This is a genomic window from Arthrobacter sp. NPDC093128, assembly GCF_040683875.1.
Lineage (GTDB): Bacteria > Actinomycetota > Actinomycetes > Actinomycetales > Micrococcaceae > Arthrobacter.
On record NZ_JBFBEY010000007.1, the window covers coordinates 137,532 to 154,541 of the forward strand.

The window sequence follows — 17,010 nt, forward strand, 5'->3', positions numbered from 1 at the left end:
TGGTGATGCCTGCGGGCAGTCCTGCACGGGCCCGGTCATCCCAGCGGGCTTCCGGAGCCGTGGCCGGGATCCCCGGCCACAGCCGGGCCCTTCTCCGGGGCCACGAGCACTTCCAGGACGAAGTCCTTCTCACGGTAAAAGCCCTTGGTGGGCCAGCGGAGCTGCCGGCGTGCCATAGCGTGGACCGCGTCGCCATCGAGCTCCCAGCCTGCGACCGGGTGCCGCCAGTGGCAGAGGACCAGAGTTCCTCCGGGGTTCGTCGACGCTTCCACCCGGGTGAACAGCTCGGCCAGTTCGCCGGGCGCCAGGTAATAGCCCACCTCCGATACTGCCACCAGGTCGAACGTGCCCCCGGGCCACTGCTGCGGAACGGTGAGGTGGAGGGTCTGCGCGGACGCATGGCCGGACAGCCGTTCCGCGGCCCGGACCAGGGCGGCGCTGCTCGCGTCAACCGCCACGAACTCCCCGCAACGGGCAGCGAGTTCCACGCTGAGCGTCCCGATGGAACAGCCGATTTCCAGCCCGGCACCGTATTCGGCCTCAGGCAGGATGGCGAGGGTGAGCGCCCGTTTGCGCCGTTCATACCAGCTGCTGGTGTAGCTCCACGGGTCGGCGGTCCCGCCGTGCACGGCGTCAAAAATCCGTTCGGCGTCACCCGCGCTGTTGGTTCCGCCCGCGGGTCCGTGCCAGGCGAACGTTTCCCAGGGCCGGGAAAAGTGCTCCAGGAAGGCCCCGGAAAGGAGCGCCTCGTCGCCGGGCTGCCGGGACAGCGGTTGTGTCTGCGAGGCATGGGCGCGCATGGCAGCTGCCTTGGCCCTTTGCTGGTCCGGCGTCAGCGGCACGCGGACCCATGACTGCCAGGCCTTGTCCGCAGGGGACGCCCACAGCCAGTACCAGACAGGGTACTCCAGCAGTCCGTGGCCATCTTCCGCCGCCACTTCCGCGGCCACCGACCCCAGGGCGTCGTGGTCCGCGTGGCCGTCGGCGCGGTAGGGCGCCACGATGGCCACCTGGTTCGCCGGGCGTCCTGAAGCTGCGATCGCCTCCCGCACGGCCGCGGTGATCCGGTGACGGTCGGCGGCAAGCTGCCCGTCCGCGAGGTGCAGGAACCGCCAGGAAGCGGCCGGTACCAATCCGGACACGGCCGCCCCGAACTCACCGAGCCTGACGGCGGCAAGCTGTTCCGGCGTCGTCGTCCGCGACTCCGGGTGCGACGCCTCCCCCGCAGTGCACAGCAGGACGTCCACTGCCGCACCGGCAGCGTGCAGCCGGGACAGGAATCCGCCGGCGCCCAGGGTTTCATCGTCCGGATGCGCCGCCAGCACAATGAAGGTCATGGCCGCGAGTTCGCCCGCGTCGAGGGGAAGCTCCGGGAGGACGGCCAGTCCGCTGGCCTCCCACTCAGACTCGGCCGTGCCGGCATCCGCGTGCGAGAAGGTCACCATGACCGGTCCCCTTTCAGTGTCAGGGCGCCCAGCTGGGCGTCGTCCCGCATTGCATGGTGCTGGCGGATGTAGAGCGACAGGTCCGCCATGCGTTTTCCGTACGCGTCGTTGAAGGCCAGGGGGCCCGGCCCCAGGTTCTGCGCCACCAGGGCCTGGACGCGTTCGACGGCGGCGGCAACTGTCCCGCGGACGCGCAGGGCTTCGCTCCACGCACCGGAGCCGGACAGTCCGCCGGAGTCGATCCGCTCCGCCGTCCGCGCGAGGTAGCCGGAAAGGGACGTGATGATCCTGTCAGTTTCGCCCAGATGGGCCAACGCGATCTGGTCCGGTTCCCGCCCCTTGTACGCGGCAGCCGCCAGTGCGGAGCTGAAGTCACGTGCCACGGCCACGGCCCCGCCGAACCAGCAGGCCGCAACGCCCATGCCGCCCCAGGCGAAACCGGGACGCTGGAAGTACCACCCCGGTCCACCCACCGGAATGGCGCTGACCCCGTCGAAGTGCACCGTGCCGCTGGGGATTTCGCGCAGGCCCCGGCTGGTCCACTGCGGGGTATCGCAGGAAACCCCCGGGGCGTCCAGGCTGACGGCGTAGGCCGCCCTGCCGCCCGACTCCGTTCCCGTGGTTCCCGCCGCGGGTTCCGCGCTACCGCCGCCTTCGCGGGCAACATGCGCGGTCACGACGGCGCCATCCAGTTGGGCAGCCAGCGAGCACCACGGCTTGGAACCGTTCAGGACGTACGCCCCGGCGCCGTCCGCCACTGCTTCGAGCCGCAGGCCCGGGCCCTCGGCGGCAAACACGCCCCAGGCTGCGTCCGCAGCGTCAGGTACCAGGGCACCGGCCTGGGACAGAATGGCCACGGCGTCAAGGTGCGGTTCGAGCGCCCGGCCGGCCGCCACGTCCACGGCGGTCACCGATGCCAGCAGTTCCCACAGCCGGGCGGTGCTGCCCTCGCCCGGCCGGGGCGCTGTCCGTCCGAGGTCCCGCGCCAGGGCCAGCAGCGCCGGGACATCCCCCACGGCTTCGCGCACTGAACCAAGCAACGGTGCCATGGCGCCGAGTTGGTCCGGCGTGGAACTGATCCGCACCGCCTGCGGTCCCGCCGGAACGTGGCTCCGGCCCGTTAGGCCGCCGTCCCGGCCAGGCCCGCCGGAATCATGCCTGTCGGATTCCATTCCGCTTGCCGTTGGGGTTTCAGTCTTCGTCCGGAGCCGTGACGGAAGCCGCCGGAGTCATGGTTTCGGCGTTCACCATCCAGGCCAACTGCTCCAGGCGGGCAATACCGGCGTGAAGGAGGTCGGCGCTGGTGGGATCTTCCTCGTCGACCTCGTCGTGAACGTCGCGCATGGTCTTCACGGTGCGCTCCAGCCGAGCCGTAATCAGCTTGACGGCGTCCTTGGTGGACGTGAGCCCCCCGGGGAACTGTTCGAGCCGGGTGTCCGAGGACACCGTGGTGCTGCGGCCGTCGGGCAGTGCGTGCAGTGCGCGCATCCGCTCAGCCGTCTCGTCCGCAAACAGGCGGACGCTGGTGACGATTTCGTCGAGCTGGAGGTGGAGGTCGCGGAAGTTGGTTCCCACGATGTTCCAGTGCGCCTGTTTGCCTTGGACGTGAAGTTCGATCAGGTCCGTAAGGACCATCTGGAGATTGGTGGCGAGGGTCGGTGAAGCCTTCATTTCTTCCTCCACTGCAGGCGAAGCGGGACGGGTCCGTCCGGCATTAGCTTATTCTAAGCATACTTACCATCTGGAGGGGTCCGCTTCTCCCAGGGCGGAAACTGCCGGCGCCCCTCCGTGACTTCAGCGCACCACGGCCAGCGCGAAGCCGTCCCAGCCCTTTGACCCCACGGTCTGCATGACCGTCCCGTCAAGGCGCGGATCCTCCCCCATCATTTCCAGGGCGCTGATGATTCCCGGCGCGTTGATCTCGTCCATGGACGGATCGAGCAGCGCACCCTCCCACACCACGTTGTCCATCACGATGGCGGTGCCCGGCCGGCCCAGCCTGACGGCCCAGTCGAGGTAGTGCGGGTTGTTTTCCTTGTCCGCATCAATGAACACAAAATCGAAGGGTCCGCGGCCGTCATCCAGAAGCTGCGGGAGCGTGTCCAGCGCGGCTCCCACGCGGATGTCCACTTTGTGCCCGACGCCCGCAGCGTCAACGTTCGCGCGTGCCACCAGGGCATGTTTGGGGAGGTATTCGCACGTGACCAGCTCGCCGTCGTCGGGCAGTCCCTGTGCCATCCAGATGGTGCTGAAGCCGGCCAGCGTGCCGATCTCCAGGACCCGCCGGGCGCCTGATAGCTGCACGAGCAGCTTGAGCAGCTTCCCGGCGTTGGGCGCCACTTCGATGGGCGGCATCCCGGCCTCGAGGGCGGACGCTACCGCCCGCTTTAGCGGGCTGCCGGGGCGGACCACGACGTCGGACAGGAACTCTTCGACGGCCACCCACTGGGGTTCTGGCTTGTGCTCAATCATGGGGCCCAGTCTGGCAGTTGCCGCTCCTCCGTGGGAAGCCTCACGGGAAGCCCCTCGCCCGGCAGCGCGGGAGCGGTAACCGGCTGTACTAGCCTGGGACGTTGGTGATGGCGTTTTCCAGCCGCTCCACTTTGCCGGTGAGTTCACCGGAATACCCGGGGCGGATGTCGGCCTTGATGACCAGCGAGACGCGGCTGCCGAAGCGGCCCACGGCTTCAGTTGCCTGCTTGACGACGGCGAACACTTCGTCCCACTCACCCTCGATGGTGGTGAACATGGAATCCGTGTGGTTGGGCAGTCCGGAGTCCCGGACGATTTTGACGGCGGCAGCGACGGCGTCGTGAACGGAAGCGTCAGCGGACGCACCGCTGGCCGGGGCGGCCGAATCCCCGGCCGGATGGGCGGGCTGACCGGACGGTGCAACTGAGAATGCAAGCAACATGGACCCAGTCTGCCACAGCGGAAATGGTCGATACATACGTCACATACGAGTACATTCACCGCTACCAATCAGTAACCCGGGCGCTCAGGCGCAGCGTTGCTAACCTTGAAAAATGAACCTCGCAGTGGAACGCAAGCCCCTCCGTGCGGATGCTGCGCGCAACGTGGACAAGATCATTACGTCCGCCCGCAAGTGCTTCCGTGAGTACGGTCCGGAAGTGCCGCTGCAGACCATCGCCGTCACAGCCGGCGTTGGGCCCGCCACCCTCTTCCGGAACTTCGCGGACAAGGAGCAGCTGGTACTCGCCGCGCTCAACCGTCAGCTCCGCCTCATGGTGGACCCGGTGATCGACGACGCCCTGGCCGGACCTGACGCCGCCGCGGGACTCTTCCGCGTGATCGATGCGCTGATGGCGGCCGCCAGCGAGGATGCCAACCTGCTCGGAGCCGTTGCCGGCCGCCGCGGCCTGCTGACCGGAATCACCGGCAGCCTCTTTGAGTCCGTGGCTGTCCTGCTGGGCCGCGGCCAGGGTCAGGGAACCCTGCGCACAGACATCTCCATGACCGACGTGATCCGCCTGCTGGCCATGCTGATCGGAGTGGTGGACACCATGGAACCCGGGTCGGACGCCTGGCGGCGTCCCGTGGCGCTGGTGGAGGACGCCATCCGCACCGAACGGCCGCACCGGGCTTTGCCTCCCCAGTCGCCGCTGCCCGGGACGGCATTCGATTCAATCGTCCTGCCCTGATTCATCCTCCGGCCGGTCCGTGTCTTCGTGCTGCCGGTCCTCGTGCACCCGGCCGGCGTCTTCTGAGCCGCGGCTGTAAGGCGCCCTGCCGTCGGGTGCATTGATCTCGTCCAGCCGCTCATTCAGGGCGTGGGCCAGGATGTCCCGCTGCAGGGACTGCAGCGCGATGGCGCCGTGGATGTACGCCTCGACCTCAAACTGTCCTGCGATGCCGCCGATGCTGAAATACCTCAGCCACAGTTCTTCAATCCCCAACTCGGCATTCCGGAGCATCTCTTCGAACCGAAGCCGCTGCTCATCCTCGTCCTTGCCCAGCGCCAAAGCGCACCCCCCGCTCACCGCGGCTGCCGGGTGGAGGACACCAGCTCGGCTAGTCGGCCGGCTTCTCCCCGGGCTCCGGCGCGGCGTCCCCGGGTGGAGAAGCCGCCGCTTCCGCATCGTCGCCGCGGGAGTCCTCACTGCCTGATTCATCCTTGGCGGCTGATTCCTTCAGATGGGCCTGCACGTGGGCCTCGTGCAGCTGATCCGCTTCCTGCAGGTGCTGCTGGAGCTTCTCCTCAGCGTCCCTGCGGCGGCGGGACATCTCGCGCATCTCACGGGTGGATTCGGACCCGGCCGACGGCACATATGGCCTTGTTTGAGGGTCTTTGTTGGCAGCAGGAACTACGGGCGCTTGTTCTTCGCTCATGTTCGAATACTCCCACAGCAGGTTCAATGCCACTAGGGCCTAATGGCCGTCGCCATCCTTGCCGGCCCCCGCTGCGGCGGAACGCAGCGTTGATTCCGGGTCCGCCATATACGGCCGTATCAGCTCCAGCCCAGCAGCCGCAGCCCGGCGGCCGCTCCCGCCCCGGCCAGGACCACCACAAGGAACGGAGCCCGGAACCACAACGCGATTCCTGCCGCGGCCAGGGCGCCCATCCGGGCGTCGAAGGCCAGCGCCTGGCCGGATGCCACCGCGTTCACGATGGTGAGCGAAGCGAGCAGGCCGATGGTCATGGTGCCCGCGATCCGGGACATGCGCGGGTTGCGAAGCAGGCTGGCCGGGACCAGATAGCCCAGGAGTTTCCAGGCGTAGCCAAGGAGGCAGGCAAGCAATAGCCACATCCAAAGGTTCATTTTGCGTCGTCTCCGGAACGGGGAACACCGGGGCGGGGATGACTCAAATGGGGATCGTTGTGCGGGTGATGGTGCTCGGCATAGGGGTCCACATCGGGCTCCAGGCCTTCGTCGCTGCGGCCGTGGCTGAACCAGCCGATCGCGGCCGCCACCACCGCGGCGATCAGGATGGGAACGCCGCCGGGCACGAACGGCACGGCGAGGACGGTGGCCAGCGCGCACACCACGGCGATGGCCACCGGCTCGCGGCCTTTGAGCCGCGGCCACAGCAGGCCGAGGAAGGCAGCCACCGCAGCGCCGTCGAGCCCCCACTGCTTGGGGTCCCCCAACGCGCTGCCCGCAAGCGCCCCGACGGCAGTGAACACGTTCCAGAGCACAAAGATGCCGATCCCCGCGGTCCAGAATCCCCGCTTCTGCTCGCCAGGATCGGTCTGCCCGGTGCTCGTGGCCGTTGATTCGTCGATGGTGACATGGGCGGCGGCAAACTTGCGCCACCCGCGCGGCTGCAGCAGCGCGTTGAGCTGCATGCCGTAGATGCCGTTGCGCATGCCCAGGAGCGTGGCAGCGCCCATGGCAGCGGCCCCGGACCCGCCGCCGGCCACCACGCCGATGAATGCGAACTGCGAGCCGCCGCTGAAGAGCAGCAGGCTCAGCGCCATGGTCTGCCAGAAGTCCAGCCCGGACGTGACGCCGAGCGCCCCGAAGGATATCCCGTACAGCCCGGTGGCGATGCTGATGGAGAGGCCCACACGCACGGCCGGGGACTGCAGCAGCTTCATGGCCAGAGGCCGGTAACACGTCCCGCGGCAGGCCACCCCAGGGCCGGCTTCCGCAGGCTCCAGGCCCAGAGGATCAGCGGTACCTGCAGCGGGAACCGCGCCGTGTGCACCTTCCGCTGCCCGGGCGTTCCGGCCGGACCGTAGGCGCGGCGCAGGGCATCGGCATGTCCGGCAAGGAACACCGTGAACATTGCGGTGACGGCGCAAGCGGCGGTTTTGCGGGTGGCCGGAATCAGGATTCCGACGGCGGCACCCGCCTCGAGCAGGCCGCTGAGCGCCACCCATTCATCGCGGGTCATAACGGCGAACGGGCCGTTGGGCCGGTCGCCGGAGTCCTCGCGGCGGCACAGGAAATCGGGAACCACCTGGTGGAAGAACGCGGGGTCGCGGAAGTGCTTCATGGCGCTCGTCAGCAGGAGTGCGCTCATGGCAGCCGCTGAGAGGGTCTGGGTGGCCCGGCCGGACCAGGTGAATGGCATGGATCCATGCAACCACAGCCGCGCATGCTCCGGTAACCGCCGGTTCAGCTGACGGTGTGGCTGCTTTCCGAGAGCTGGGCCAGCACCTGTGCCGGCCGGTTGGTGGTGATCTCGTGGATCCCCAGCTCCTGGCACAGCCGCACGTCCTGTTCCGAGTCCACGGTCCACACCCTGAACCTGCGGCCGGATCCCAGCCATCGGCGGACGGCACGGGCGTGCCGGCGGACATAGTCGATGCCCGGTCCGGCCAGCCTGACTTCGCAGTCGTCCAGGATCCGCTCGCCTTCCGCCTGTGCCGCCCGCATGACGTTCGCTACGGCCCCGCCTGTTATGAGGCCCAGGCCCAGTTCCTCGCGGACTTCGTCCACGGTGATGTCGTCCACCAGCTGGCAGATGGACTCGGCGGGAACGGTCGCGAGCAGGTGCTTCACGGAGTCCGGGCTGAAGCTCATGAAGGAGACACTGACGTTGTCCACCTTGGACGTCTGCGGATCCCAGCCCTCGGAGGCGAGCACCTCGAGCACCCGGTCCTCCAGCGCCAGCAGGTAGGGGCTCGGATGTTTGAGTTCAATGGCGAGCCCGATTTCCCGGCCCGCCGCCCGGAGGATGTCCAGCAGATCCGGCAGCGTCAGCAGCTGATCAAACTTCCCGCCGTACTCGAGCGGTATCCGGGCGCCTTTCCACGAGGAAAAATCCAGTTGCCGCAGTTCATCGAGGGTCCGGTCGGCCACGGGCCCGGTTCCGTCCGAGGTGCGGTCCAGGTTCGCGTCATGCAGCAGGACAACGTGCTGGTCCCGGCTGAGGTGGACGTCGCATTCCACCCCGTCGGCGCCGTCCGCAATGGCCTGGAGGTAAGCAGCCCGGGTGTGCTCCGCGAAGGCGGCGCTGGAACCGCGGTGGGCGTAGACCAGCGGCCGGGTGGACGCGGACTCGTCGGTAGTCATGGTGACACGTTAGCGGAGACCCGCCACGGATGCGGGGCTAGGCTGGGCACATGCAGGTGAACAGTGAACAAACCACCCGTCCCGCCGCAACGCGCCCGGCGCATGCGGGCCCACCCGCTAGCGGTGCCGCCGTCGTCGATCCCGGGCTGGGCGGTGACGCCGAAAAAGCCGCTGCGCTGCGCAAGATGAAGCTGCTGGCGCTGGGACTGCTGATCGTGATGGCAGTGATTTTCGTCTTTGCCTTCGCCCTGCAGAAGCAGTACCCGTGGCTGGAGTACGTGCGGGCCGCGGCGGAGGGCGGCATGGTGGGCGCCCTGGCAGACTGGTTCGCCGTAACGGCCCTGTTCAAGTACCCCATGGGCATCAAGATCCCGCACACCGCCATCATCCCGCGCCGCAAGGACCAGATCGGCGCGTCGCTGGGCGAGTTCGTGGAAACCAACTTCCTGTCCGAACAGGTGGTCCAGGAAAAGCTCGCCTCCGTGGACATCGCCCGGAAGGTGGGCGCCTGGCTGTCCGGTCCCGGCGGTCCCGAGCGCGTGGCCAAGGAAGGTGCCGCCGTGATCCGCGGCGCGTTCAAGGTGTTGAACGACGACGATGTCCAGGCAGTGATTGAGAGCATGGTCCGCAAGCACCTGCTCGCTCCGCCGTGGGGGCCGCCGGTGGGCAGGCTCGCCGAGCGGATCTTCGCCGACGGTCACCACCACACGCTGGTGGACCTGCTGGTGGACAGGACGGTTGACTGGGTCAGGGACAACCACGAGACAGTCAGCAGGCTGGTTTCGGACCGGTCCCCGCAGTGGGTCCCGCAGTTCGTGGACGGGCTGGTAGGAGACAAGGTCTACGTGGAGATCCTCAAATTCACCAAGGCGGTCCAGGCCGATCCGCAGCACCAGGTCCGGCAGTCCATCGACACGTACCTGACCGAGCTGGCAAAGGACCTCCAGCATGACCCCGTGATGATCGCCCGGGCCGAAGGCATCAAGGCCCAGGTGCTGGGCGACCCCGAGGTGCGCGAGCTGGCATCCCGCACGTGGGGCACCATCAAGGCGGCGCTGCTCGGCGCCGTCGACGATCCGCACAGCGAACTGACCCTCAAGTTCAAGGCGGCCGTGCACGACTTCGGCACCCGGCTGGTGGTGGACCCCGAACTGGCAGGCAAGGTCAACGCGTGGATCGGCGACGCTGCAGGCTACCTCGTGAGGACCTACCGCTCGGACATCGCCGGTGTCATCACCGAGACCGTGGCCCGCTGGGATGCCGAGGAGACCTCACGGAAGATTGAGCTCCAGGTGGGCAAGGACCTGCAGTTCATCCGGATCAACGGCACGGTGGTGGGCGCCTTGGCCGGCGCGGCCATTTTCACGGTTGCGCACCTGGCCTTCGGCTAGGCGAAGGGTTCCAGCTCCACGCCGGCTGCTTCCAGCGCCTTCCGGACGGCCGTTGCCGTCTCGACGGAGCCGGGGGTGCCGCCCTGCAGGCACAGCGAGTGGGGCTGGAGCCTGATCACGGAGCCGTCCACGGCCTCCACTTCGCCATGGATGGCAAGCCGGACCGCGCGTTCGGCCACCTCCCTGGCGTCCTGCAGCAGCGCACCGTCTTCGGAGCGCGGCACCAGTGTTCCGTCCGGCAGGTAGGCGCGGTCGGCGAAGGCCTCGTGGAACACGGGGTGGCCTGCCTCCGCAGCGAAGGACAGGAGCGCGGACCCCTGCTGGCCCAGGATGGGCAGCCCGGGATCGTACGCCTGGATGGCGGCGGTGACGGCGGAGGCCTGTTCGGCGTCATACACAGTGCGGTCGTAGAGCGCGCCGTGGGCCTTCACGAAGTCCACGGATGCCCCGACGGCGTGCGCCACGCCGTCGAGCGCGCCGAGCTGGTACAGCACCGCCCCGAAGAGGTCGTCGAAGGTCATGTCGATGGACCGGAGGCCAAAGCCTGCAAGATCCGGGTACCCGACGTGGGCACCCACGCGGACGTCCAGTTCAAAGGCCGCCCGGCAGGTGTCCAGCATGGTGACGGGGTCCCCGGCGTGCAGGCCGCAGGCCACGCTGGCGCTGGTGATAAGCGGGAACATGGCGGCGTCGTCCCCCATGGTCCAGGAGCCGAAGGACTCCCCCAGGTCAGCGTTCAGATCCAAGGAATCCGCCTTTCAAGGTTGAGTCCCCACCGGGGGTGTTTGTGCCGGCGGGGTTGTCCGCGGCGGAGTCGATTGCGGCCGGCACGCCGGCACTGCTGCCGGATGTCTTGCCCTGAGTCGGGTTGCCGGGGGTCCCTGCGGTCAGTTCGCCGGGAATCGTGTCCGGCATGGGGCCAAAGGCCTCCTTGGCGGAGGCGACGACGGCGCGCCCCATCACGCGGTTGCCCACGCCGCCCACCACGGCTCCGACGCCGAACGGCAGCGCCCGGCCCAGCAGCGCCGTCCCCTGCCGCTGCAGCAGGCTGCGGAGGAACGCCCGCTGGATGCGGTCCCGCACCGAGCCGAAACCGGGGAAGGACGTCTTGCGGGCGAACGCGGAACCCCAGGCGTCCGTGGGGCCCTTGCCCCTGCCGGCGGCCTGGCCGCTGAGGCTTCCGAGGAGGGCAGTCCCTTCCTCGCCCAGCATGATGGCCATGACCAGCGTGCTGGCCTTCTCGGGATCAACCATGCGGATGCCGTGCAGCTCGGCCAGGGACGTGGCGTACAGTGCGGTGGCTTCGAGGAAGCCGATGGTGGCTGCCGCGGAAAGGCCCAGCGCAGCAACCGTGCCAACGCCCGGAATGACGGCCGTGCCGCCCACGAGGGCGCCGCCGCCGGTCACGGCGAAGAGGTAATCGCGTTCCAGCTTGTCCGCCAGTTGCGCGGCCGTGGCTCGCGGGTGCCTGCGCTGGAGCCGCCGGAGGTTGGCGAGCACCAGCGGGCGCTGGACTTCGACGGCCCGCAGCAGCATGCTGTGCAGTCCTGGCTTTGGCTTGCCTTGGGAGTCGAACACCGCCTTGTGGGCGGTTTTTTGTGCAATTTTCATTGCCGGGTTCTTCCGCATGGCCATCGTCACCTTTCCTGGAACGGGAACAGCCGCCGGTGCCATCAGGGATGGCAACCGTGGTTGCTCCGTGCGGGGACAGCTCGTGGCTGCCACTCACCCTTAACACTAGGCCACGCCGCTACATCACCCAGGATTCGGCCACGGCAATATACGCGGACGACGACGGACCCCGGGGCCCCGGGTACACCGCCGGTGAACCGGGCCATTCCACCCCGAACTCCGACAGCCGCCCGGCGCTGCACGGAAGGTACACGTTGCTCAGGGCGGCGCTGCTTTCACCGAGCTGGAAATCCGGCGCCGAGAACTGGCGGCGGTCCAGGACGCCGCTGATCTCCAGCTCCGCCTTCCGCCCCACGGCCCGGAAGCCGCGCCCGATGTCCAGTTCGACGTCGAACTCGTCCTGGGTGTGGGTGATTTCAGTCAGCGGGAAGCGGGCGGCTTCCGGAAAATATCGGGTCAGTTCATTGGCCAGGTTCTCGGCGAAGTAACCGTTGGCGCCGTAGCTACGCCAGCCTTGGCGGGTGGCGACCAGCAGGGCGTTTCCGCTGCCCCACTTGGACCACTCGGCCATCCAGAAGGAAGCGAAGCAGCTGGCGGGCTCGCCGGGGACGTGGACGCCCTCGCCGTCTACCGGATGCAGCGCCAGCCCCGGGTTGTTGCCGATGAATGCCATGCTGCGGCGCCACGTGCCGGCCGGACTGTTCCCCATGGGCAGAGCCTAGCCCGGCGGCGGCCACCCGTAGCGGCGGCACGGCCGGGCGGAGCAGGCCTAGACTAGCCCTATGCCCGCCCCCAGAGCCCTCCGGCCCTTTGTGCACCGTGAGTACCGAGTGCTGATCGCGGCGCTGGCCGTTTCGATTTTCGGTTCCGGAATGTGGGCCGTTGCCATGGTCTACCAGGTCATCCACCTCGGCGGCGGGCCGCTGGAGCTGTCCCTCGTTGCCACTGCGGGCAGCGTGGGGCTGGTGGCATTCGTCCTGGCCGGCGGGATCGCCGCGGACCGCGTGCCTCAGCGGCTCCTGATCGTCGCCGTCGAAGGCACCAACCTCGCCGTCATCGCCGGCATCAGCGGGCTGGCCCTGGCGGGCTGGCTGCAGCTGTGGCACCTGGTGATCGGCGCTTTCGTGCTTGGCGTGGGGGCGGCTTTCTTCTTCCCGGCCTACTCGGCCATCCTGCCCAGGATTCTGCCGCGGGAGGACCTGCTGGCGGCCAACGGCATGGAGGGGACCATGAGGCCCATCCTGCAACAGGCTGCCGGTCCCGCCGTCGCCGGTATCCTGGTGGCCGCGCTGTCCCCCTCGCACGCCGTCACGGGTGTGGCGGCATGCCACCTGCTCGCCTTCATCATCCTCAATTTCCTCGGCCAGCACGCCCTGGACGCCCCCGGCGCCGACGGCGGGCCCGCCCCGGAACGGGCCAAAACATCCTTCTTCCACGACCTCCGCGAAGGTGTCAGCTACACCGTCCGCACGCCGTGGCTGCTGTGGACACTGCTCTGGGCCTGCATCTCGGTGCTGTTCCTGATCGGGCCCATCGAGGTGCTGCTGCCGTTCGTCGTCCGCGACCAGCTGGGCGGCGATTCCCGCATGTTCGGTTTCCTGCTGGCTGTGATGGGCGTGGGCGGGGCGGGCGCTTCCCTGGCCACGGCATCCTTCCCGCTGCCACGCCGCTACCTCACGGTGATGATGGTCTCGTGGGGTGCCGGCAGCCTGCCGCTCGCCGCCATCGGGATCATGGACAGCTTCTGGATGGTTGCGGCGGCGCTGTTTGTCTTCGGTGCCACCGGAGGCATCGGAATGGTCATCTGGGGGACGCTCCTACAGCGCCGCGTCCCCCCGCATTTACTGGGCCGCGTCTCCAGCCTGGACTTCTTCGTGTCCCTGGCCCTGATGCCCATCTCCATGGCCCTGGCCGGACCCGCTGCGGCAGTGGTGCCCACGTGGGTGATCTTCCTGGTGGCCGGCGGCGTGTGCCCCATCATGGCGGTGGTGGCCATGATCGTTGCCCGGATGCCGTCCGACGAGCTCTCGCATCCGCTGGACAGCAGTTCAGAAAACCCGGCGCCCGCGGACAGCCCGGCGCCGGCAGACAGCCCGAATTCCGTGGACAGCCCTTAGACGGGGCTGTCCACGGTCCGGCCACTGGATTGCTCGGGCCGCTTGCTAGCTCTGGCCCGCGTACGTGTGGGCGCGGACGATCGGGATGGACGACGTCGGAAGGCCGCTCGGAAAAACGGTGGGCTCCGGGGCGCCGACGGGGGCCAGCGGCACCCTGGCAACGTCACTGCCCACGGTGAGAACATCGCCGCGGACGTTGACGTCCAGGGGTTCGCCCTCCCGGATACTGAGGCCGATGGACCCCTGCTCCAGCTCAACGAACAGCAGTCGTCCCTGCACCTTGAGGTGGAAGGACAGCCCCTCCCATTCGACAGGCAGCCTTGGGTCGAAGTACGGAACTTCGCCCTGGTCGCGAAGGCCCGCAAAGCCGCTGACCAGCGAACTCCAGACGCCGCCGGTGGAGGCGATGTGCACGCCGTCGATGGTGTTGCCGTGGGTGTCGTCGAGGTCGATGAAGAGCGCGTGGGTGAAGTGGTCCAGCGCGGCCTTCCCGTAACCCACCTCGGCGGCCATGATTCCCTGGACGCAGGCGGACAGGGTGGAGTCGCCGGTGGTGATCGGATCGTAGAAGTCGAACGCCCGCCGCTTTTCCTCGGCCGTGAAGTCCTGCCACTGCAGGAACATCGCCAGCACGGTATCTGCCTGCTTCAGCACCTGGTGCCGGTAGATCACCAGCGGATGGTAGTTCAGCAGCAGCGGGTACTTGGACCGGGGCGTACTCCAGTCCCACGGCTCCAGCGTCATGAAGTCGTTGTCCTGCGAATACACCTCGAGGTCTTCGTCGTAGGGCAGCTGCATCCGGTTGGCGGCCTGCTCCCAAAGCTCGCGTTCGGCGTCGTCGATCCCCGGGTGGTCAAGCGCCGCCGCGGCGCGCAGGTTGAACCGGGCCATGACGTTTGTGTAGAGGTTGTCGTTGACCACGGCAGTGTACTCGTCCGGGCCGGTTACGCCGTGGATGTGAAAGAGCCCGTCCTTGCCGAAGAAGCCGAGGGAGACCCACATCCGGGCGGTTTCGATCAGCAGCTCCGAACCCATGCCGTGATTGAAGTCCGCGTCGCCGCTGGCCCACATGTACCTGTTGGTGGCGAAAGCGACAGCGGCGGCGATGTGGAACTGCGCGGTGCCGGCGGCGTAGTAGGCGCTGGCTTCGAGCCCGTTGATGGTGCGCCACGGGAACAGCGCGCCGTCCACGCTGAGTTCCTTGGCACGCACCTTGGCGTCCGGCAGCATCTCGTGCCGGAACTCCAGCACCTGGCGCGCGTTGTCCGGGTTGGTGTAAGTCAGGTACGGCATCAGGTACACCTCCTGGTCCCAGAAGTAGTGCCCGTCGTAGCCGGAGCCGCTGACACCCTTGGCCGGGATGCCGGCAACGTCCGCGCGGGCGGTGGCCTGGGCCAGCTGGAAAAGGTTCCAGCGGATGGCCTGCTGCTGCTCGGGCTGGCCTCCCACCACGATGTCCGCGGTGGCCCAGTAGTCCCGGTAATACGCCTCGCTCTCGGCGAAGATGGCGCTGACGGGCTGCAGGGCGCTCTCGGCCGCTTCGGAGGGATCCTGCGCCGACCCGCCGTCGACTGCTCCCTCGCGGAAGGCCCGCGCCACGGCGTAGCTGGCGCTCTTCTCCAGGCGGAAGGGCCGGTCCTCGCTCACGGCCAGCACGTACCGGACGCTGCTGTCATCCTGGTCCACCAGGGTCTCGAAAGGCTGCACTTCGGCCGACGTCCAGTGGTCCACGGCCAGGCCAACACGCTGACGTGACTCCGCTGCTTCCCAGGACAGGCGCAGCGAGCCGTCGCCGCCGTCGAGCCGTACCGGGAGGAGGACGCGCCCGGCGTGCCGTCCGGCGCGCCGCGGATCGTGCGTGGAGTGGTCCTCCACCGGCTGGTCCTGGCGGTTGATCACCGAGGATGTCACATCGGCGTACACGTCCCGGTCCGGCGCCACTTCGAGGGTGACGCCCATGGTGCCGCGGGACTGGTAGCCCACGGCCCGGCGCTCCGTGGTGGTCACGGTGGCGCCGGAACGGCACTCCCAGGTGATCCGGCATTCGTAGATACCGGTGGCGAAGTCCACGGACCGGCGGTAGTCCAGCACCGTTGATTCGCTGAGGCTCAGCGTCTCGCCGTCGATGATCACCGTGAAGTTGTTGACGTCCGGGATGTAGAGGATCCGCTGGCCCGTGCGGGCGAAACCGAAGGCATTCTCTGCGTGCTTGATGTCCCAGGTTTCGTGGAAGCCGTTGATGAAGCTGCCGGGAAGGTCGGCGTCCGCGGCGGCCCAGTGGGCGCCGCGGATGCCGAGATGGCCGTTGCCCAGGCTGAAGAGCGTCTCCAGGGTTCCGGCGTTTCCGGGCAGGTGGACGGTTTCGACGAGCTGCCAGGGGTCGTTCGGGAAACGGGCGCGGTCAGAGGTGATGAGTGCCATGGCTGTTGGGGTTCCTTTTGGCGTTGTGCAGGTTAGGGGGTGGGGGCTGGCCGGGTTAGAGGAGTTCGTTCAGGTCGTCGACCACCAGGGTGGCGCCGGCGTCCAGCAGCGTCTGGCGGCCGGCTCCCCTGTCCACGCCGATCACCGAGTGGAAGCTTCCGGCGCTTCCGGCCTGGACGCCGGACACGGCGTCCTCCACCACGACGCACTCGTCGCTGGGCAGGTTCAGCAGTTGCGCGGCGTACTCGTATGTCGCGGGGTTCGGCTTGCCCGGCAGGCCTGCGGCCGCTGCCACGACGCCGTCCACCACCACCGCGAAGTGGTCCGCCAGTCCCGCTGCCAGCAGTACCGCCGGCGCGTTTCGTGAGGAGGAGACGACGGCGACCTTGAGTCCCAGTGCCTCCGCGGCTGCCAGGAAGCGCACCGAGCCTTCGTACGGTGCCACGCCGCCGGATTCGACGATGTCGTTGAAGACCTTGTTCTTGCGGTTGCCGAGGCCATGGACCGTGTCGTTCGCCGGGTCGTCATCCGCGGGGCCCTCGGGCAGCACAATGCTGCGCGACGCGAGGAAGTCCCGGACGCCGTCGAACCGGGGCTTGCCGTCGATGTGGTCGAAGTAGTCGCTTTCGCGGTAGCTGTCCGCCCCGGGAACAGCCTGCAAGTAGCCGTCGAAAAGCTCCTGCCAGGCGCGCTCGTGGACGATCGCGGTGGGGGTGAGCACACCGTCGAGGTCAAAGAGGATGGCGGAAGCGCCGGTCCAGCCGCGGCTGCTGCCGTTGCCGGCAGTGCTGTTGCCGGCAGTGCTGGTGCCTGCGGCGGTGCTGTTGCCGGCAGTGCTGTTGCCGGCAGTACTGGTGCCTGCGGCGGTGCTGTTGGAGAGCTCAGTCATGCGGTACTCGGTGTCCTTTCAGACGGCGTGCAGGGGACGTGCGTGGATACTGCCGGGTTTGGTACGGAGCGGACCGTCCGGCGATGGCCGGAGGGCGGAGTCGGGCGTCGATGCCCGGGAATGCATGTGATT

The 17,010-nt window shown here is 68.2% G+C and carries 19 protein-coding genes; 3 read left to right on the plus strand and 16 right to left on the minus strand.

Annotated features, from left to right (window positions below; translation table 11 throughout):
* Positions 1 to 35 precede the first annotated feature (35 nt).
* The 5 genes from AB0N24_RS10425 to AB0N24_RS10445 all read right to left on the minus strand — a co-directional run bounded on the left by AB0N24_RS10425 (position 36) and on the right by AB0N24_RS10445 (position 4,359).
* Positions 36 to 1,445 carry a bifunctional PIG-L family deacetylase/class I SAM-dependent methyltransferase gene (locus tag AB0N24_RS10425; protein WP_364123480.1) on the minus strand — a complete coding sequence of 470 codons (1,410 nt, stop codon included), beginning with the start codon at positions 1,443 to 1,445 and terminating at the stop codon, positions 36 to 38.
* Positions 1,439 to 2,494 carry a hypothetical protein gene (locus AB0N24_RS10430; protein WP_364123659.1) on the minus strand — a complete coding sequence of 352 codons (1,056 nt, stop codon included), beginning with the start codon at positions 2,492 to 2,494 and terminating at the stop codon, positions 1,439 to 1,441. The genes AB0N24_RS10425 and AB0N24_RS10430 overlap by 7 nt, the downstream gene beginning before the upstream one ends.
* 142 nt (positions 2,495 to 2,636) lie before the next feature.
* Entirely contained in the window at positions 2,637 to 3,116 is a 480-nt protein-coding gene (locus AB0N24_RS10435) for a DNA starvation/stationary phase protection protein (RefSeq protein ID WP_364123482.1), read from the minus strand.
* 123 nt (positions 3,117 to 3,239) lie between these two features.
* Complete coding sequence (locus AB0N24_RS10440; RefSeq protein WP_364123484.1) at positions 3,240 to 3,917, minus strand: O-methyltransferase; 678 nt, start codon at positions 3,915 to 3,917, stop codon at positions 3,240 to 3,242.
* Positions 3,918 to 4,005: 88 nt separating this feature from the next.
* The gene (locus AB0N24_RS10445) at positions 4,006 to 4,359 is read right to left on the minus strand and encodes a thiamine-binding protein (protein ID WP_364123486.1); all 354 of its coding nucleotides are present in this window, start codon (positions 4,357 to 4,359) and stop codon (positions 4,006 to 4,008) included.
* Between the two features lie 112 nt (positions 4,360 to 4,471).
* Here AB0N24_RS10445 and AB0N24_RS10450 point away from each other — a divergent pair, with 112 nt between their 5' ends.
* Entirely contained in the window at positions 4,472 to 5,107 is a 636-nt protein-coding gene (locus tag AB0N24_RS10450; protein WP_364123488.1) for a TetR/AcrR family transcriptional regulator, read from the plus strand.
* Here the strand turns inward: AB0N24_RS10450 and AB0N24_RS10455 are convergent.
* The 6 genes from AB0N24_RS10455 to AB0N24_RS10480 all read right to left on the minus strand — a co-directional run bounded on the left by AB0N24_RS10455 (position 5,090) and on the right by AB0N24_RS10480 (position 8,428).
* Positions 5,090 to 5,446 carry a hypothetical protein gene (locus AB0N24_RS10455; protein ID WP_364123490.1) on the minus strand — a complete coding sequence of 119 codons (357 nt, stop codon included), beginning with the start codon at positions 5,444 to 5,446 and terminating at the stop codon, positions 5,090 to 5,092. The genes AB0N24_RS10450 and AB0N24_RS10455 overlap by 18 nt on opposite strands.
* A gap of 31 nt (positions 5,447 to 5,477) precedes the next feature.
* On the minus strand, positions 5,478 to 5,795 hold the full coding sequence (locus tag AB0N24_RS10460) for a hypothetical protein (protein WP_364123492.1): 318 nt from the start codon (positions 5,793 to 5,795) through the stop codon (positions 5,478 to 5,480).
* Positions 5,796 to 5,914: 119 nt separating this feature from the next.
* Positions 5,915 to 6,226 carry an AzlD domain-containing protein gene (locus AB0N24_RS10465; RefSeq protein ID WP_364123494.1) on the minus strand — a complete coding sequence of 104 codons (312 nt, stop codon included), beginning with the start codon at positions 6,224 to 6,226 and terminating at the stop codon, positions 5,915 to 5,917.
* Positions 6,223 to 7,005 carry an AzlC family ABC transporter permease gene (locus AB0N24_RS10470; RefSeq protein ID WP_364123496.1) on the minus strand — a complete coding sequence of 261 codons (783 nt, stop codon included), beginning with the start codon at positions 7,003 to 7,005 and terminating at the stop codon, positions 6,223 to 6,225. The genes AB0N24_RS10465 and AB0N24_RS10470 overlap by 4 nt, the downstream gene beginning before the upstream one ends.
* A complete protein-coding gene (locus tag AB0N24_RS10475) occupies positions 7,002 to 7,484 on the minus strand; it encodes a hypothetical protein (RefSeq protein WP_364123498.1) in 483 nt (160 codons plus the stop codon). Before AB0N24_RS10475 ends, AB0N24_RS10470 begins: the two co-directional genes overlap by 4 nt.
* Before the next feature lie 44 nt (positions 7,485 to 7,528).
* Positions 7,529 to 8,428, minus strand: a complete 900-nt coding sequence (locus tag AB0N24_RS10480; protein WP_364123500.1) for a glycerophosphodiester phosphodiesterase family protein — start codon at positions 8,426 to 8,428, stop codon at positions 7,529 to 7,531.
* Between the two features lie 50 nt (positions 8,429 to 8,478).
* Here AB0N24_RS10480 and AB0N24_RS10485 point away from each other — a divergent pair, with 50 nt between their 5' ends.
* The gene (locus tag AB0N24_RS10485; RefSeq protein ID WP_364123502.1) at positions 8,479 to 9,819 is read left to right on the plus strand and encodes a DUF445 domain-containing protein; all 1,341 of its coding nucleotides are present in this window, start codon (positions 8,479 to 8,481) and stop codon (positions 9,817 to 9,819) included.
* Here the strand turns inward: AB0N24_RS10485 and AB0N24_RS10490 are convergent.
* The 3 genes from AB0N24_RS10490 to AB0N24_RS10500 all read right to left on the minus strand — a co-directional run bounded on the left by AB0N24_RS10490 (position 9,816) and on the right by AB0N24_RS10500 (position 12,160).
* Positions 9,816 to 10,565, minus strand: coding sequence for a 5-oxoprolinase subunit PxpA (locus AB0N24_RS10490; protein ID WP_364123504.1), 750 nt, complete (start codon positions 10,563 to 10,565; stop codon positions 9,816 to 9,818). The genes AB0N24_RS10485 and AB0N24_RS10490 overlap by 4 nt on opposite strands.
* Entirely contained in the window at positions 10,549 to 11,454 is a 906-nt protein-coding gene (locus AB0N24_RS10495) for a hypothetical protein (protein ID WP_364123506.1), read from the minus strand. Before AB0N24_RS10495 ends, AB0N24_RS10490 begins: the two co-directional genes overlap by 17 nt.
* Before the next feature lie 115 nt (positions 11,455 to 11,569).
* Positions 11,570 to 12,160: a hypothetical protein gene (locus AB0N24_RS10500; RefSeq protein WP_364123508.1), complete on the minus strand. Its 591-nt coding sequence runs from the start codon at positions 12,158 to 12,160 to the stop codon at positions 11,570 to 11,572.
* 73 nt (positions 12,161 to 12,233) lie between these two features.
* Here AB0N24_RS10500 and AB0N24_RS10505 point away from each other — a divergent pair, with 73 nt between their 5' ends.
* Entirely contained in the window at positions 12,234 to 13,568 is a 1,335-nt protein-coding gene (locus tag AB0N24_RS10505; protein ID WP_364123510.1) for an MFS transporter, read from the plus strand.
* A gap of 45 nt (positions 13,569 to 13,613) precedes the next feature.
* Here the strand turns inward: AB0N24_RS10505 and AB0N24_RS10510 are convergent, their stop codons facing one another.
* Both AB0N24_RS10510 and AB0N24_RS10515 read right to left on the minus strand, forming a co-directional pair.
* Entirely contained in the window at positions 13,614 to 15,989 is a 2,376-nt protein-coding gene (locus tag AB0N24_RS10510; protein WP_364123512.1) for a glycosyl hydrolase family 65 protein, read from the minus strand.
* 55 nt (positions 15,990 to 16,044) lie between these two features.
* Entirely contained in the window at positions 16,045 to 16,878 is an 834-nt protein-coding gene (locus AB0N24_RS10515) for an HAD-IA family hydrolase (protein WP_364123514.1), read from the minus strand.
* Positions 16,879 to 17,010 lie beyond the last annotated feature (132 nt).

Excerpts from the sequence above, each read along its gene's own strand:
- AB0N24_RS10515 (WP_364123514.1), bottom strand. The coding sequence starts at position 16,878 with ATGACTGAGCTCTCCAACAGCACCGCCGCAGGCACCAGTACTGCCGGC.
- AB0N24_RS10500 (WP_364123508.1), bottom strand. The coding sequence starts at position 12,160 with ATGGGGAACAGTCCGGCCGGCACGTGGCGCCGCAGCATGGCATTCATC.
- AB0N24_RS10435 (WP_364123482.1), bottom strand. The coding sequence starts at position 3,116 with ATGAAGGCTTCACCGACCCTCGCCACCAATCTCCAGATGGTCCTTACG.
- AB0N24_RS10465 (WP_364123494.1), bottom strand. The coding sequence starts at position 6,226 with ATGAACCTTTGGATGTGGCTATTGCTTGCCTGCCTCCTTGGCTACGCC.
- AB0N24_RS10470 (WP_364123496.1), bottom strand. The coding sequence starts at position 7,005 with ATGAAGCTGCTGCAGTCCCCGGCCGTGCGTGTGGGCCTCTCCATCAGC.
- AB0N24_RS10425 (WP_364123480.1), bottom strand. The coding sequence starts at position 1,445 with ATGGTGACCTTCTCGCACGCGGATGCCGGCACGGCCGAGTCTGAGTGG.
- AB0N24_RS10495 (WP_364123506.1), bottom strand. The coding sequence starts at position 11,454 with ATGGCCATGCGGAAGAACCCGGCAATGAAAATTGCACAAAAAACCGCC.
- AB0N24_RS10445 (WP_364123486.1), bottom strand. The coding sequence starts at position 4,359 with ATGTTGCTTGCATTCTCAGTTGCACCGTCCGGTCAGCCCGCCCATCCG.
- AB0N24_RS10430 (WP_364123659.1), bottom strand. The coding sequence starts at position 2,494 with ATGGCACCGTTGCTTGGTTCAGTGCGCGAAGCCGTGGGGGATGTCCCG.
- AB0N24_RS10485 (WP_364123502.1), top strand. The coding sequence starts at position 8,479 with ATGCAGGTGAACAGTGAACAAACCACCCGTCCCGCCGCAACGCGCCCG.
- AB0N24_RS10450 (WP_364123488.1), top strand. The coding sequence starts at position 4,472 with ATGAACCTCGCAGTGGAACGCAAGCCCCTCCGTGCGGATGCTGCGCGC.
- AB0N24_RS10505 (WP_364123510.1), top strand. The coding sequence starts at position 12,234 with ATGCCCGCCCCCAGAGCCCTCCGGCCCTTTGTGCACCGTGAGTACCGA.
- AB0N24_RS10475 (WP_364123498.1), bottom strand. The coding sequence starts at position 7,484 with ATGCCATTCACCTGGTCCGGCCGGGCCACCCAGACCCTCTCAGCGGCT.
- AB0N24_RS10480 (WP_364123500.1), bottom strand. The coding sequence starts at position 8,428 with ATGACTACCGACGAGTCCGCGTCCACCCGGCCGCTGGTCTACGCCCAC.
- AB0N24_RS10510 (WP_364123512.1), bottom strand. The coding sequence starts at position 15,989 with ATGGCACTCATCACCTCTGACCGCGCCCGTTTCCCGAACGACCCCTGG.
- AB0N24_RS10440 (WP_364123484.1), bottom strand. The coding sequence starts at position 3,917 with ATGATTGAGCACAAGCCAGAACCCCAGTGGGTGGCCGTCGAAGAGTTC.
- AB0N24_RS10460 (WP_364123492.1), bottom strand. The coding sequence starts at position 5,795 with ATGAGCGAAGAACAAGCGCCCGTAGTTCCTGCTGCCAACAAAGACCCT.